The organism is Verrucomicrobium sp. BvORR106 (assembly GCF_000739655.1).
Lineage (GTDB): Bacteria > Verrucomicrobiota > Verrucomicrobiia > Verrucomicrobiales > Verrucomicrobiaceae > Verrucomicrobium.
Window position 1 is genome coordinate 64,668 of the sequence record NZ_BATR01000112.1, and the last position, 15,683, is coordinate 80,350.

Sequence of the window (15,683 nt, forward strand, 5' to 3'; positions counted from 1 at the left end):
TCAAGCAGGCATCGCGGCGGTTGGGGCAGGCTTCTTGGTTTTGGCAGATTTTTGACGTGCGGGGAGGCGATCGTTGACCGCGACAGCTGCACGGAAGGTGTCCCCAAACAGGAGGCGACGGGCGGGATCGAACTGAGCGGACACTTTGACCAACCAAGTGTGGAGCAGGGCTTGAAGGGGCATCTGGGTCCATTCGTGCGCCAGCACATCGGAAAGATCGAGATCGATCGTATGGATCTCATCTGCCAGCTCGGCAGACGGTGCGGGGACAGTGACGTCCACACCATCCAGCAGGTCCATCAACCGGGACGCTTTGCTGTTTTCCCAGACGGACTCGTCCTCATCGTACTCGCTGCCCGTGGCCATGTGGAATACAGCATACTGCACCTGGTCTCCGTAAGTCCGCGCCGCGGAGGTGACGCCATCGAAGCTCTCTTCGTCGCTGGTCACCGGCATCGCCACCAGGATCTCCATGCCGTCCTGCCCGAGAGAGGCCAACACACCGGTGTGCTCGAAGTACTCAGAAACCGCTTCTGCCAACCCGGACTCCACCTCCAGCAGCACCAAATCCACCGCATGGAGATAAGGGGCCAGGCCATTGCGATAGAGAGCATCCACGGGCAGACGATGGACTCCATCGTCATCGTTCCCATCCGCTTCCGTGAGGCACAGCGCCAGATGAGGCACTTGATGACGATCCAAATACCGCTGGATTGTGCGCATCAGGGTGGTCTTGCCGGACCCTGCGAAGTCGTTCTGGATGAGAATGAGCCTCTTCATAGAAAGTGGTGGTGGCTTAACTTTAATAAAATATGTAATTACTATGATTAGCGGTCAATATGAAAATTATGGTTTTATTTATAATTTCCCATTTGGCTGTGTGTGACGACATGGTGCTTGTCGCAAATTTTTAAACAACCTGGAAGTTCACCCCCATTTGGGTGGGGGCGACATAACTGGCATGTGGCCAAGCTGGACACGCCCGTCCGTGGTTTGCTCCAATAGACGAACTTCAGCCGCGTACTCTGGCGCGAAAGGAGGGCAGATTTCTGGATTCGTCCAGTACCTCTCTAGAGGTACTGACTGCGAAGGTAGTCTTCCAGAGCATCTTGCCAGGCGCGAGGCGTGCTACCGGAGAGTTCCACGTATCGACTGATGTCGAAAGCGGTGAACTCTGGGCGGTCCGCTTTGAAGGCGGGGAAGTTCACCCGCGACTGACCCTGTACGGTGGTCGCCCGCAATGGCAATCCAAGTGCCGCGGCGATGTCGAGCGTCTTTTGCCCGTACTCCTGCCAGGTGCATGAGCCGCTATTGCAGAGGTGGAGGATGCCGCGATACCGGATGTCTGACATCATCGGCTCAATCCATTCCGCGAGATCGTCGCTGAACGTGGGGCAGGAGACCTTGTCGGCGATGGCGAAGACTTCGTCGTTCTCCAGCGCTCGTTTGAGAATCATGTCTGGGAAACTCGGGCGATCCTTGCCAAAAAGCCACGAAACACGGACCACCAAGAAATCCGGAGAGGCGTTCAACACGGCGTGCTCACCCGCCAGTTTGTGTCGACCGTAGACGTTGATCGGCTCGGTCGGATCGCTCTCTGTACGGAGCGCAGGGTCGTTTCCCGCAAAGACATAGTCAGTGCTGATGTGGATCAGCCGTGCACCGTGTTGCTTGCAGTACTCAGCGAGGCGGGCAGGGGCCTCGGCGTTGGTCTTGAGCGACTCTTCAGGATGCTCCTCACAGAGGTCCACGTTGGTGGTGCCGGCGGTGTAAATCACGACGCTCGGGTTCAAGCTCTGCAAGAAAGGGGCGATCGTCTCAGAGCGCGAAAGATCAAGGTCTGAGCGACGCACTGCCACCACATCATGCTTCGGGGCATACTTCGTCACGAGCGCTGAGCCCAGCCGCCCGCCCGCTCCGATAATGACAACCTTTCCGCCCTGAGTCATGCGAGCGGCCATAGTGGCGTGATCAGGGGGGGAGGCAAGCAGTTTCTGCTGATCGCATTCTGGTGGTATGGAGGAAAATCTGTGCGGTCCAGGCTTTCGATCTCCCTGAAGTTCAGGTTCGTGCCACGCTGGCCCGCCTTCACCCGGTGCGGCCTTTGGCACAGCCCTCGCAGGCCTGCTGATACATCCTCCGTGAAGGGTGACCTCAGCAGTGTCTCACACCAAAAGAGATACGCCGAGCCCGCGTAAATGTTCTACGAATTCCACCTTGGGCTGTAGGTCCACCCTGAGAATTTCGGTGCGAATGTCGCCATTCCTGATGAGCCCAAAGCGGCGCTCATCTCTGTGCCCCGGCGGGCTGGACGGCTTTCTCAGCCTCATCATGACCGTGCGTCCAGAGCACGCCCCAGGTGACGATGGTGGCGATGAAGGCAAACAAGATGGCGAGGATGACTCCGATGAGCAGGGCTCGATTCTTCGGGATGGGCGTGGGATTGGGGGGCTCCAGTTTCATGGTGACCATGGGGGTTGGTAGGAGACAAGCTCCTGCCCCTGAATCGCCCGACCCCTGGTGAATGATCGCGAGGAAGATGCCGCAGGCTGGTGCCGCGGGTGCTTCCCTCAAAGGGGGGTCAGTGCGGTGGATTCTTTGCCAGTGCCGTAGTGGTTTCCGCAGCGGGGGACGGGGCCGTTGCTGTCACAGGGAAGCGGCGTCTCACGTAGACTGCGCTCCGCACCTCAGGCTCCTGTCCGGGTGGATCGATGAGCTTCCAGCCGCACATGCGCAGCAGGCTCAGTCGCCCCGGCGGCTTCTCCATGTAGATTTCCCATGACGCCCAATGTGGCACCCAGATCTCTTTGACCCACCAGTAGTCTTTGTACACCCAGGTTTCCCCTCTCACATGCTGTCGTTTACTGGTGGGGGACCCCATTTCCTCCACGACTTCCAATGCCGTGGCACCAGGGCGCAAGTTGGCTGGATTTCCGCCCATTTTATAAGGCAGGATGCTCTGGCATGAGCAAATGAAGGCAGCAAGACCAAGGGCTGCTGTGACCTGAAGAGAGGGCTTGGACAGTCGGGTCATGGGTGGAGATGTTAGGGGTAAGAACCTTGGTGGCGCTGGTTCAGGGGGTGCCATCCTTTTTGAACAGCCGCTTGAGCCAGCTTGTACGCCGGGGCGGAGGGTTGACGCTGTCGCTTGAAGGGGGAGGGGCCGTCACGGTCGGCGTGGCCGCTGGATTGAGCGGCCGGCCAGCCTCCTCCAGCGTGGCGGGGTCGATGGGAATGCTCGTTTGCGGTCCCAAGGTGGCCTGGATTAGCTCGTCGGTTTGGGCTTGGGGATCGTCCGGATTGATGATCCGAGGGGTTATGAGGTAGAGCCGTTGGAAACGGCCGTTGGTGACCTTCTTGTTCTTGAACGGCAGGCCTACGACAGGAATCTTGCTCAGGATGGGAATGCCGGATTCTGACTTGACCTCCTGATTGCGATACCTGCCTCCGATCAGAAGACTCTCACCATGCTGCACAACGGCCTGGGTGATGACGCGATTGTCATTGGTGGCCGCTGCCACATTGGTGTTGGCGAGTTCAGCATCGGTGAGAGTTCCGTCTCCCACTTCGATACCTAGATAGACTCTCCCGGGCCCTCCGTCGGGGTGGTTCATGATTCTGGGGAGAACCACCAGATCCAGGCCAGATGCCACCTTGTAGAGGTAGGACTGGCGTTCTCCCGCAACTGGCAGCACAGCGCTCGTTTGATCAGTGAGCCGGGCAGGCTGGTTGTCCATGGTCAGCACGGAAGGCCGGGAGAGCACCTGGGCTTTGCCTCGTTGTTCCAGCGCACGGATGTTGGAGAGCACCGCGTAGCTGGAGCCTACGATCAAAGTGGTCTGGTTCAGGCCCAATGCGCCGGTGGTGAGGGCGGCGGGGATCTCCGGCGGGTCCTTGTCAAAAGGGGAGCCGGTGATGGCGCCTGTGGTGGGATTGGTGTCGAAGAATCGTCGGTCAGCGCCAAACCCGACGCGGAACGGCACTTCCCGGCTCTCGATCTTCTGGGTGCCTTTGACGAGGAAGCTGCTTTGCCAGTCCAAGCCATCGCTCACTTCCAAGTCCACGATGGCGGCGGTGATCTCCACCATGAAACGGGGGATATCCAGCATATCGATGATCTCGCGGTAGCGGGGCTCGCGGCTGGCATCATCTACAATGATGACTGCGTTGCGCGTGGGGTCGGCGATGATGAAGGGTTCATCGGTCGTGGGTTTGGCCAGATCCGCGATGAGCATGGAGCGCAGGATCTGCACCACTCCGGCGCTCTCCCGCACATCCACGGCTCCCGTGGCGGCGGCGCTGCCCAAAACCGTGGCGCGAAGCTGGTTGCGTTCGGGTTCGGCCCGGGCGTACTTCAAGGGAAAGATCATGGCCGTCTTGCCCGCAGGGACTGGAGGTGTCGCAGCAGCAGCGGCCGTCGGAGCTTCAAGGCGGATCCCCAGCTTCACCGCCACGCTTTGCACATGGTTGACGTAGGCGTCCGGGCCGCTGACGGACAGTGTGGTGGTTGCAGTGTCGTACTTGATCTCCGGCCCTGCGACACTGGAAACGAGGGCGGACCTCAGCGCTGGCTCGTTGACGGCAGGAACCTTGTACTTTCGATCCAGGCTGGCGTCAGGCTTGAAAATGAGAAGGTTTCGCGTGCCTTTGAAGAAGCAGGCATCCAGGCCGTTTTTGGCCAGCAATTCTTGAAGATAGGGGGTCCGCATCCCTTGGGCAGGAGGCGTGAATTTCTTGAGGCTATCCACATTTTGGAACTCAAGAGTGATGCCTTCCCCGCGACTCAGTTGGGTGAGTGATGCTTTGAGTTTCGCTACTTCTGTCTGAGTGGAGGCATCCAGCTTTTCCTTGAAAACCTCAGTGGGCTGCCGCCAGAAGTTGTCATCTACCGTGATCGCGGACAGGTGCCCGACCGTCCAGAAGACCAGGACGCACAGGCCCAGCACGGTCTGGCAGGGTCGCGAGGGAAAGGGGACGAAGAGCGGACGACTCATTTGAAGCGCGGGGCAGCAGGTTGAGTGGGGAAGAGCGCGGGATCAGGTGCGGGGGGCGGCACCACTGGCGCGGGCAGTTCTGGCCCCAACGGGTGGACTTCCTCAGGACCAACGAGACGGGGGGTGATGAGAAACAACCGTTGCAGTTTCAAGTCTGAGTTCTGGCGGTCTTTGAACGCCAGGCCGACCAGGGGAATACGGCTCAGCAGGGGCACGGCGCCAGTTTGCTTGCGTTGTTCATGGCGGTAGCGTCCCCCGAGCAAAAGGCTTTGGCCGCCGTACACGAGGGCCCGGGTGTAGATAGAGCTCTCGGTGAGCAAGGCGGAGTGCTTGGCGCTGGCGTTGACGGTGCCGTCATTCGCCGTGGCGGTCACGTTGTCGTCCTTGATCTCTATTTCCAGCAGCACCGCGCTCTCCTGATCGCGGTGCATGACCACTGGCTTGATGCGCAAGGCCAATGGAGCATTGATCCGGAAGAGATCGGCGTTGAACTCCCCGGGCACAGGCAGAAGCAGGGAATTGTTGTCATAGAAGAGGGCCTCAGTGTTTGCGACTGTCAGGAGGACTGGGCGGGAGACCACTTGGGCCCGGCCGTTGGACTCGAGAGCCTGCACTCTTGCGGCAAGTTTCCCGCTGGTGCCGGTGATGAGGGTGGACACGTTCAGCCCCACGGGATGGAAAACCTTGTCGGCCGTCAGCACCCCCGCCGGCGTAGTGAGCAATCGTAGGCCGTTGGCTGCCCCCTCGCCGCCAAATTTCAGGCCGCCGTCAAAGGAACTGGCCGCCGTACCCACGGCTTCGGTTATTTCCTCTTTTCCAAGCCCCGCCCAGTCGACCCCCCACTCCAGGGTGTCGTTGGCGTTGATATCCATGATGGAAACGCTGATCTCCACCAGCTGAGGGGCTACATCGAGCTGTTGGACGATTTTCTCATAGATGGGGATTCGTTCAGCAAGATCACAGACGATCAACCGGTTGGTGGCCCTCTCGGCAATCACCGTTCCGCGGAGGGTCGGGAGATTTGCTACGGCGGGAGGAGCGGTTCCTTTGGGCACGCTTGCGGACTCGTATCCGCGTTTCTCAGCGCCGGCGGTGTCAAACTTGGCGACCGTGGGTTCCTGCTGGATGAAGTCCCTCGGGTCCACCCGCACCACGCCCTCAGGCAGGAGCTTCTGCACAGGCGGCATCACCTGGATGCGGGAACTCTCAGGCAGATCCGTGTTCCCGGTGCCATGGTCACTGCGACCGGTGGTGGGAAAGATCGAGGCGCTCTCTCTCCCGTCTGCGACACTGGCTTTCAGCATGTCCTCCAGCACGGCCGCGGATTCCTCCTGTCCGGCCATGGGAAATGGTTTGTAATAGTCGGTGCCCAGATTGTTTCCCAGCCGTTGTGCCGTCCCTGCCAGCACGAGTGCTTTTTCAAACGTGTCTGTGCCACCGCTCGAAACGCGTCTGGGGGCATTGGTGCCAAAAATTTTCCCTGTAATTTCCACGAACGCCGTGGCCACACCGGGGATCTTCACCTGAGTGGGCAGGTCGGTGGCAGACTTCGGGGATGCGTTTAGGAACTGGCCCTCCACGGAGGCATTGCGCAGCTGGAACACCTTCAGGACCATGCGCCCCAGCTTCAATTCGTTGCGAGGCACCGCTGGTTGGGCTGCGGGAGTAGGAATGGCAGCTGCTTCATTGGCAGTGAGGGGAGTGACGCCGCCCGTGGGATCGAGTTGCAAGCTTGGGTCTGTTGCCTTTGGACCCGATGTCCCCATGGAGGTGGTGATCGCCTTGCCATTGATGACCGACGTGGGTGAAGACTCGTTGCCTTTGGATTTCGGCGGCGGGTAGAAACCGAACATGCGCTCCGAGCGGGTCCGATCTGCCGCGAGCGACACCTCGTCCATCGCGAGCGGGTGGCCCTCGATGCGGCAGCGGGTGTCTGCATACCGCTCCATTTTGAGGTTGGTGCGGGAGGACAGCTCTTCGGCAAGATTTTGCCAGCCCGCATCATCCATGGGCAGGTAAAGTTCCTGCGTGGAACTCCATGATGCCAGGTGAAGCTGCGTGTAGTAGGGGGGCTTGTCCGCAGGGACATCGGGTTTCTGGAAATAGTAACGCAGAGGAAACTCGGCAGCGAGGCGGGCGATGGTCAGGGTGATGTTCTGAGTGGTGACGCTACGCTTCCACTCCCTGAAAGACGCCGCTTCCTGCTCCTGGGAGCTGGAGGAGGCGTTGCGGTTGGATTTCAGCCACCTAAGATGGTAGGCGGTGTCGCCCCACTTCAACAGATCGATCCGGCCAGGGCCTGAAGAGGGTTCAACGGATTGGACGTAGGTGCCTGCCAGTTTCTCCACGAACTCAGCTGGGCTGGTGGAGTCATCGAGAAGCTTCTTGAGTTGATCGTCCGCTGTCTTTTTGGGATTGCCCGGATTTTGAACCGGCGACGGTATCGGGATGGGGGCGGGGGTGGGTGTTGGCGGACCGGGCTGGGCGTGACCTGCCGGAACCACCAGCATCAGGGCGGTGATGCCGAGCGAGATGGCAGCGTGGCGAGTGAGAGCAAGCATCATGTGATGGGTTCAGTTGGCTGCCAGGTTAAGGAATAGGCGTTTCCCAGGCCTTGGCCCATTCGATGATCTGCCCAAGCACGTCGGGGGTGAGGCGCACGCCGTGGTTGAGCCCCGGGGTGCCTTGTGTGTGGATACCCACCGCGAAGGTATCGAGGCTGTTGGTCACGTGAAGGATGGGCCCGCCGCTCTGCCCATCCTCACTGTCGATTCGGTGATTGAGCATCGCCGATCCCGCCGGGCCGATGAATCCGGCGGCTGCCCAGACTTGAAGGCTGAGGTCGATAGGATAGCCGGCGACAAAGCAGATGAGCCCATTGAGTTGCTGATCGGAAAGGACCGCCGTGCCCATCCAGGGAGCATCAAAATTCAGAAGGATCAGGCCGTAGTCATGCTCAGGGCTCTGTCGGGATGCCCACTCAGGATGCACGACATACGTGGTGCTGGTACTGGCGGGAATGACGGTCCTTCCGTCTTGCAGGCCGGGAAACACATTGATGGAGACTGCCCGGTTACCTTCTTCTAGCAGGCAGTGACCTGCAGTCACCAACAGACGACGTCCCACGCAGAATCCCGAACCGCGAAAGGTCTTGCCGTTTTCAAACGTGGCCTCCAAATACGACACGGCATTCCACGGTGAAAACTCCGTGTTTTTCGCCTGTCGTCGATCATTCCCCGGATCCATGACGTCGCGGGTGGCGGCAGGCGGCGCTACTGATGACGGTGTGGGCGTGCGTTTCGGTGGCCGCGTCAAATGGGCGGGTCGTGCCGCAGGGAGGTTCTGTGTGACTGGATAAATGCCAAGTGACTGAGCAAAATTTGATGATGCCTTTTCTTCCGGCTTCCACCCATGGCGGGCGGAGGGTTTGGAAGGCTTCTCGGGTGGTGTTTCCCGTCCAAGCAGCGGAATGGCGCGGCTGGTCTTCCGCCGGGGGCCCAGCAGCACGGGGGTCTGGGCGAATCCGAGGAGTTTCATCCGCTTCCGTGTCTCCAGGAGCAGTCGCTCGAAGGTCACCGCTTTACCGCCCGCACCCAACTCGCGGAGTGACTGGGCGGTGCAGTAGGTAAAGGCTCCATGGGCGACAGAGCCATGATCATACTCCGCGGCGAGTTCTGCCTCCTCACAGGCCTGGAGTAGAAGCGGGAGGTAGGGGCCCTTGTGCCCGAGCTCCTCTCTCAAAGTGTCGTAGCTTGCGTCATCCACCTGCCTCAGCACGTTGGCGCGGCCGATTTTCCTGAGAGTGCCTGACTTGCCAAAGTATCTCGCCTTTTCCGCTGCCTGCATGGTGCGAGTCTTTGGGCCGACGGCATGGGCAGCGCGCAGTACGGGAGTGAGGGGCCGCTCCTCCCAGATCTTGAGTCCGGCATTCCACTGCATGCCACGGTGGCGGATGTCTCCGGGAGCCTCGATGCCGCGAACCCGCTGCGGACCCCGGTGGGCGCCACCGGCATGGCAGCAATCCAAGATGGCAATGAAATCTGCCTCGTAAGGGAGCTGGGAGTAAAGCCGCCAGAGATCATCGTCCACGATCGCGGAATCCCTGCTGAAGGTGAAGTCATGCGCGACGAGGCATTCATCCTGGCGGTCCACCACCTCACCGGTGCTGTAGGACTCCAGTTGGGCGCCATGACCGCTGAAGAACAGGACCCTGCTGTCGCCCGCAGCGGCTCCATCCAGGAGCCAGTCCAGTCGCTCGCGGATGGCTGAGGCGGTGGCTCTCTCATTATGCAGCATTCTGATCTGCTCGGGTGCCATGCCGCACTCCTGCAGCACGGAACTCATAAGGTACGTGTCGTTGACGCAGCCCTTCAGTTCTGGGATGGAGGCATGCTGGTAACGGTCAATCCCAATCAGCAGGGCTCGATGAGTGGGCTGGAAGACGGAATTCTCTGCCTTGCTTGCTTGAAGGGAAGTCCGCGAGCGGCGTCGCGGACGCTGGTTGCGGTGCGGTATCGAGGGCAGGCGTCCGGCGTATCGGAGGACATCCGGCCAGAGCCATTCCCGGGCGGCGGGGTGGTCCAGGTATCCGTGCCGGTCAGAACCGGCGGCGATGACCTCGTGGTTCAAGGAGCCATCAGCACTGACAAACGGCGTCAATACCTCCACGAACGCCTCATCTCGGAGGCCTGGGGTGGAGGCGAAGGTGCGATCATGGGGATTGTGCAGGTGGTACCAGCGCGAAGACCCGACCGGCAGCATTCGACCCCCATAGACATTTCGCACGATGGGATGGCCCAGCGGAGATCCTGGGGTCACAAGAAGGCACTTTTGGGCCAGGTGAGGGTTACTGAGAAGGCAGTCGTAGGCGGCCAGGGATCCCACTCCTGGGGCGATCACAAGCAGAGGGAGCGGGCCAGCGGAAGTTTGGGCAGCCAGTGCGGCAGCCAACTCGTCGCTCATTTGCCGCCGGAGTTGTGCATTGCTGGTCCATACCGAGATAAGCGCGGCACAGTCTGCTATCTGTTCAGCGGCGGCAGATACCACCTGATTGCCACGCAGCAGATCGCCCATACCGCGGATGACCTGTCCTTGGGCGAGCTGGGCGATGGCCTGCCTTCGGTCGTTTGCGTCAAGCGCCGCGACGGCCGTCCGCCATGCCGTCAGCGGGAAGTCGGTGCCTGTGGCCTGAGTGCCAGGATGCCATTGCTCCAGTTCATCTTGCAGCACCTGGTGCCATTGTTGCCAAGAAGCCAGTTGGCGCGGATTGCGCCCTTCGCCGTGAATCCAGAGGACATTCATGCGATGGGAGATGCTGAGGATTAAAAGATTACGCCATGGGTGCGTGAAAGGCGTCTGGCCCTTCTACAGTGGGATCGCGAAAAGTAGCAACTGCTTTCTTGAGTAAGTTTTTCTATGGAGATGGAACGGAGCGGTGAAAGGCGAGCACCTGAGAAGAGGGCTTCATGGCGCAATAATAATGCCGTGCCCTCTTTAAAAGGGCACGGCATGCGCAAAACAAGTGGATGGAGGCTGAGGTGCTGGCGAGCGCTTATTTGGCGGGAGCCGGTGCTGGCGTCGTGGCGGGCTTCTTTACGGGGGTGCTCGGCAGGGTGCTGTTTCCCAGGTTGAAGGGGGCGGCGGGCTTTTCGCCTAGCAGTTGCAGCTTGAACCACTCGGCCATGCGGGCGGTGTCTTGGGGCATCTCCTGCCAGCCGCCGTGGCCGGCACCATCGCGAATGACGAGCTCGCACTTCACTCCGAGCTCCTGGCACTTTTCATGGAACCTTGTGGATTGGGTGTGCGACACCTGGGGGTCGGCATTGCCGTGGACAATGAAGATCGGCGGCTGGCCCTTGTGCACCCAGTAGATCGGGGAAACAGCGCGCCCCAGCTTCTCACGACCTTCCGGGGTGTCGGACTCAGGTCCAAAAGCATCTTTGTAGGCGGCGAGCCGGCCGATGCCCACGGCGTTGTCTCCGGGCTCGAACCAGTTGAGATAGTCCGTGGGAGGGTAGAAGCAAGCCACGGCATTCACGGCGCTGCTCTCTCTGTCCACAGGGTCTTTGGCGTTGGGGGTGCCTTCACCACCGCGCGTGGCGAGCATGAGGCTGAGGTGTCCGCCCGCACTGCTGCCCGTCACTCCCAGCTTGTTCGGGTCCACGCCATACTTCGTGGCGTTGGCGCGGATGAACCGCACGGCCCGATTGAGGTCGGCGACGATCTCCTCCACATGGAAACGCGGCTGGGTGCCGTGCACCACCACAAAGGTCGTGAAGCCAGCCTGGGGCCAGCCTCCGTCATTGATGCCGTTGTGATTGGACTTCCATCCACCACTGACGATCTTGATCACTCCCGCGCCGTTCGGTTGGGCAGGCTTGAAGATATCCATGGTCAGAGCTACGCCATCATGTTTGGTGTAGATCACATCACTAATGCGCTCCACCGGGGCGGGGGATTCGGCATGGAGTGAACCGCAGCCGAGGGTGAGTCCCAGGGCGAGTAGGGAGAGGAATCGAGCAGGTTGTTTCATGAAATCGAAGCGGGAGGGAGGAGGATGGAGGTTGCTCAGGCCCCGGTCGTGGGGCGGTCTTCCAGGGCACCTTGTTCCTTCAGGAACTGAAGTTGCTGCACCACTTGCCGGTCACGGAGGGCCACCACCTCGGCCGCATCCCGCTGTGTCCAGTCATAGAACCCCTGACCGGCTTTCATGCCCGTGTGGCCCTCCTGGACGCGGGTGGTGAGGGATCTGGCCGGCTCCCGGTCCACGGCCAGATGGGGGAATAGGTAACTCTCGATGCTCTGCACCAGGGGCAGACCCACGAGGTCCATGTTTTCAAATGGACCCAAAACTGGCAGACGGAGGGCGAAGGTCCATTTCACGACTCGGTCCACATCCTGCGCTGTGCAGACACCGGCATCCACGAGTGCGAGAGCCTCCCGCCACATGGCGTGCTGGAGGCGGTTGCCGATGAACCCGGGCACATCGGCGCAGCGCACTGCGATCTTGCCGGCATGCTGGAGCAGCGTCATGGCGCGTTGCACCTGGGTTTCCGGCGTGCCCTCCCCGGGGATCACCTCCACGACGGGGATAAGGTGGGGCGGATTCCAGAAATGTGCTCCCACCAAGATGCCCACCAGACCGCTGCCTCGGGCCATGTCTGTGACGCAAAGGGCGCTCGTGCAGGTCATGATCAGGGCCTTGCGTTCCCGGCAGTGAGGAAGCTGGCTGAGGAGGGCGGTTTTTTGATCCATCTCCTCCGCCACGCATTCCAGGATGGCATCCGAGGTCTCGTCCACCTGTGCAAGTCTGGATTCAAGAGTCAACGTTCCGCCGCTGTGTGGCGCAGGGCCGAAGTGCTGGTTCAGGAATGCCTCTGTGGCATCGGTGGTTTCTCTGATTTGGGTGTGCTTGGCTTCGTTCCGCGCCCAGAGTGTCACCTCATGCCCGGCCCGGCGAAACAACACGGCGGCTGCGGCTCCCATCTGCCCAGCACCCAGGATGCCAATGCGTAGAGGGTCGAGCGATGGAGCAGGGGAGGTGGCGGAGGACATGGGTGTGAAGGGGAACTGGCTATAACGGAGGGTCGGTGGCAAACCAATCTTGTTGAATGCAAAACGAGGGATTCAACTGGATTCACCCCCGGTCTCCGTTAGCGTGGACACAGTCTTCTTCCAGACAGCACCTGAGCATGACCGACTCGCCGGAAACGAATGGCAACCCTGGGATCAATCTTTCGGGTCGGGCCGCAGACTGGCCGGAGGCGCTGGTCAGGCATCTTGAATCTCAAGTGTTGATCGAATACTTCCGGTCGAGCCGATGGTTCGGGGGCAAACGACGGGCGGTGCAGCAAGTGCGGCTGACCTGTGAGGTGCCGGGACCGTGGCCAGCAGAGACCCGCTTCTTCCTTGCTGAGGTCGTGTATGCGGACTTTGAAAGGGAAATGTACCTGATGCCCCTGGCGGTGGTGTCGAAGGTGCGGCTTGAACATGAGGTGGAGGGCCGGCCGGCTACAATGGTGACTGAGGTGGGGTCGGACGACTTCGTGGTCGATGCCCTGGGTCTCCCAGCCTTTCGCGCTGCCTTACTGGCGGTTCTGAACGGGGCAGGGGGCGTCGATGGCGGCCTGTGGCCTGCCGGCGAGGGTCTGGCGACTGTCTTGGCGAAAGGCGGCGAGGAGAGCCGGCTCATGAGCGTGGAGCAATCCAATGCCTCGATCGCAGTGGGATCCCGGCTCTGGCTCAAGGTGTATCGCAAACTGGAGCCTGGGCTGCAGGTGGAAGTCGAGATGATGGATTACCTGCACCAGTCGGGTGCCTTTCCTCATGTTCCACCCGTTCACGGCAGTCTCAAGCTGACGTCGGAGCAGGGAGATTCCACTGTGGCCGTCCTCATGGAAAAGGTGGGCCATGTTGGCGATGGCTGGGCCTCGGCGCTGACCTGCCTGGCCGCAGGATTCGACGAGTTGATGGCCAGTGATGCCGCAAGAGCCGCGAAGACGGAGCGGGCATTCCCCTTGCCGATGCGGCGGTTCCTGGCCCGCGCCCGACAACTGGGGGGACGGACGGGGGAGCTGCATGGAGCTCTGGCGGTGAGCGGAACTGGGAATCAAGCATTCACTCCAGAACCTTGGACCGCAGAAGACACGCTGGAATTGCAGGAGACCACCCATCTGACGGTGACAAGGCTCCTCGCGAGCCTTGAAGATGGAGCCACCAGTTTGCCAGAAGAATGGGCCCCCCTGGTTCACGAAGTTTTGGCGGGACGAGAAGCTCTGTTGGGAATCTTGGATCGCCCGGCGGCCGCTTTGGTTGGGGGGCAGAAGATTCGCATCCATGGGGACCTGCACCTCGCGCAGGTTCTGGACATGGCGGAGGACTTTGTCTTCATCGACTTCGAAGGGGAGCCAGTCCTGACGATGATCGAGAGGAGGGGTAAACGTCTGCCTCTAAAGGATGTGGCAGGCATGTTGCGCTCCTTCCACTATGCCGCGGCAGCCGCGCTAAAAGGGCGTCCGTGCGAGGAGCGGGCGATGTTGAGTGAGGTGGCGGAGGCGTGGGCCGCCGAGGCTGGCCGGGCGTTTCTCGCGGGATACCGGGAGGCCACTTGCGGGGCGAATTTTCTTCCAGAATCGTCGCTAGCTTTTGATGCCCAATTGGCGATCCTCCTGCTCGAGAAGGCGGCGGCGGAGGTCCAGTATGAATTGAGCTACCGTCCCTTCTGGGCAGACATCCCATTGCGGGCGGTCTGTAGTTTGATAAATCCAGACGAAACCGCGCTCTCGAACTCGTTGTGAGTCAACACCGTGGCAGCTCTCTGCCCGGCGTAGGCATTGAACAAATCTACATCATGCGCCCCAAGCTCTTTGTATTCGGGTTGGTCTTTGCAGTGGCAACGTCAAGCAGCCTCACCAGCTGCAAAAGCCCCGTCAAGAAGCTGAGGGGAGACCGAGCCTTCATCACGTACCGGCCTCCGCCTGAGGGCTCTGACTATGTCAAGGTAGCGGTCAAAGACCTGATCGACGTCAAAGGCGAGGTCACCACCGCTGGCTCTGAGTACCTCTACAAACACGCGGCTCCGGCTGAACATGACGCGGCTTGTCTGGGCCCTGTGCGGCAGAGAAATGTCTGGATCGTGGGAAAGACAAATCTCAACGAACTGGCGCTGGGAGCGACAGGTATCAATCACTACTTTGGCACGCCTAAGAACCGGCTGACCGGCCAGCGCCGGCTCATGCCAGGAGGCTCCTCCAGTGGATCAGCTGTGGCGGTGGCCAATGGCAAGGCGGACATCGCGATCGGCACCGACACGGCGGGTTCCATCCGCACTCCCTCCGCGTGCTGTGGTGTTTTCGGTTTGAAAACGACAAAAGGCCTCATCTCCCTGAAAGGGGTGCACCCGATCTCTCCCAAAAACCTGGATACCGTGGGGCCAATGGCCAAGAGTATCCCCAAGCTGGTGGAGGGCATGGACCTGCTCAAGCCGGGATCGGCGGCCGCGTATGCGGAGCAGGTGGCGGATCAACCCAGCGGCAGAGGCATTCGGGTGGGGCGTCTGTACGTTCCGGGCACAGACAAGGCCGTGGACGATGCGGTGGACCGTGCCCTGACCGACGCGGGATTTAAGATTGTCCGGCTGAACAAGGCCTTCGAGGAGGCATGGGATCAGGCCCAGACCCACGGCAACACGATTGCGGTGGCAGAGGGGTATGAGAGTGACAAGGATTTCCTCGACAAACGGGGTGTTTCTTCCGCGACTAAGGCGGCCCTGTTACTCGGGGATCTGAAGCATGACCGCCGGAGCTATGATGATGCTCTGGCTTGGAAATCGACATGGCAACGCACCCTGAATCGAAAATTTTTGCAGGTCGATTTCATCGCTTTGCCCACTTTGAAGGGGCCGCCGCTGCGAATTCCGTTCATCGGGAAGTCGGCCGTGTTTGAGGCGCTCGTCCTTGGCTATCAGAACACAGTGCCAGTGAATTACGCCGGAAATCCGGCGGTAGCCATTCCCATACCGCTTGAGAACAAACGGATTCCGGTCACGAGTCTTCAGCTAATCGGGCCGAAAAATAGTGAAGCAAAGCTTTTGAACGCCGCCAGAATCGTTGCGTCCAAGAGCGCATGATGTGCCTTCCCCCTTACCGCCTTGGCAATCGTGCTGGGGTCCTTCTTACGTCGGCCCTGCTG

At 60.5% G+C, this 15,683-nt stretch carries 11 protein-coding genes; 2 read left to right on the top strand and 9 right to left on the bottom strand.

Translation table 11 applies throughout. The features are described from left to right. From BV106_RS19845 to BV106_RS19885, 9 genes are all read right to left on the bottom strand, one after another. On the bottom strand, nt 1-780 hold the full coding sequence (locus BV106_RS19845) for a hypothetical protein (RefSeq protein WP_038167478.1): 780 nt from the start codon (nt 778-780) through the stop codon (nt 1-3). Nucleotides 781-1,070: 290 nt separating this feature from the next. Next, nucleotides 1,071-1,961, bottom strand: a complete 891-nt coding sequence (rfbD, locus tag BV106_RS19850; protein ID WP_051946085.1) for a dTDP-4-dehydrorhamnose reductase — start codon at nt 1,959-1,961, stop codon at nt 1,071-1,073. Between the two features lie 325 nt (nt 1,962-2,286). Further along, the gene (locus BV106_RS19855; RefSeq protein WP_265595870.1) at nt 2,287-2,463 is read right to left on the bottom strand and encodes a hypothetical protein; all 177 of its coding nucleotides are present in this window, start codon (nt 2,461-2,463) and stop codon (nt 2,287-2,289) included. Nucleotides 2,464-2,581: 118 nt separating this feature from the next. Further along, nucleotides 2,582-3,034 carry a hypothetical protein gene (locus tag BV106_RS19860; RefSeq protein WP_265595871.1) on the bottom strand — a complete coding sequence of 151 codons (453 nt, stop codon included), beginning with the start codon at nt 3,032-3,034 and terminating at the stop codon, nt 2,582-2,584. A 40-nt stretch (nt 3,035-3,074) separates the two neighbouring features. Next, nucleotides 3,075-4,994 (bottom strand): secretin N-terminal domain-containing protein, encoded by a 1,920-nt coding sequence (locus BV106_RS19865; protein WP_038167484.1) that lies wholly within the window; start codon nt 4,992-4,994, stop codon nt 3,075-3,077. Next, complete coding sequence (locus BV106_RS19870; RefSeq protein ID WP_038167486.1) at nt 4,991-7,558, bottom strand: secretin N-terminal domain-containing protein; 2,568 nt, start codon at nt 7,556-7,558, stop codon at nt 4,991-4,993. The genes BV106_RS19865 and BV106_RS19870 overlap by 4 nt, the downstream gene beginning before the upstream one ends. Nucleotides 7,559-7,583: 25 nt before the next feature. Next, entirely contained in the window at nt 7,584-10,295 is a 2,712-nt protein-coding gene (locus BV106_RS19875; RefSeq protein ID WP_038167488.1) for a caspase family protein, read from the bottom strand. Nucleotides 10,296-10,545: 250 nt separating this feature from the next. After that, a complete protein-coding gene (locus tag BV106_RS19880; RefSeq protein ID WP_038167489.1) occupies nt 10,546-11,526 on the bottom strand; it encodes an alpha/beta hydrolase in 981 nt (326 codons plus the stop codon). Nucleotides 11,527-11,561: 35 nt separating this feature from the next. Then, nucleotides 11,562-12,548 carry a 3-hydroxyacyl-CoA dehydrogenase NAD-binding domain-containing protein gene (locus BV106_RS19885; RefSeq protein ID WP_081891977.1) on the bottom strand — a complete coding sequence of 329 codons (987 nt, stop codon included), beginning with the start codon at nt 12,546-12,548 and terminating at the stop codon, nt 11,562-11,564. Nucleotides 12,549-12,685: 137 nt separating this feature from the next. Here BV106_RS19885 and BV106_RS19890 point away from each other — a divergent pair, with 137 nt between their 5' ends. Together BV106_RS19890 and BV106_RS19895 are read left to right on the top strand one after the other, a co-directional pair. Beyond that, a complete protein-coding gene (locus tag BV106_RS19890) occupies nt 12,686-14,290 on the top strand; it encodes a hypothetical protein (protein WP_051946086.1) in 1,605 nt (534 codons plus the stop codon). Between the two features lie 53 nt (nt 14,291-14,343). Continuing rightward, nucleotides 14,344-15,621 (top strand): amidase, encoded by a 1,278-nt coding sequence (locus BV106_RS19895; RefSeq protein ID WP_038167680.1) that lies wholly within the window; start codon nt 14,344-14,346, stop codon nt 15,619-15,621. Nucleotides 15,622-15,683: the final 62 nt, after the last annotated feature.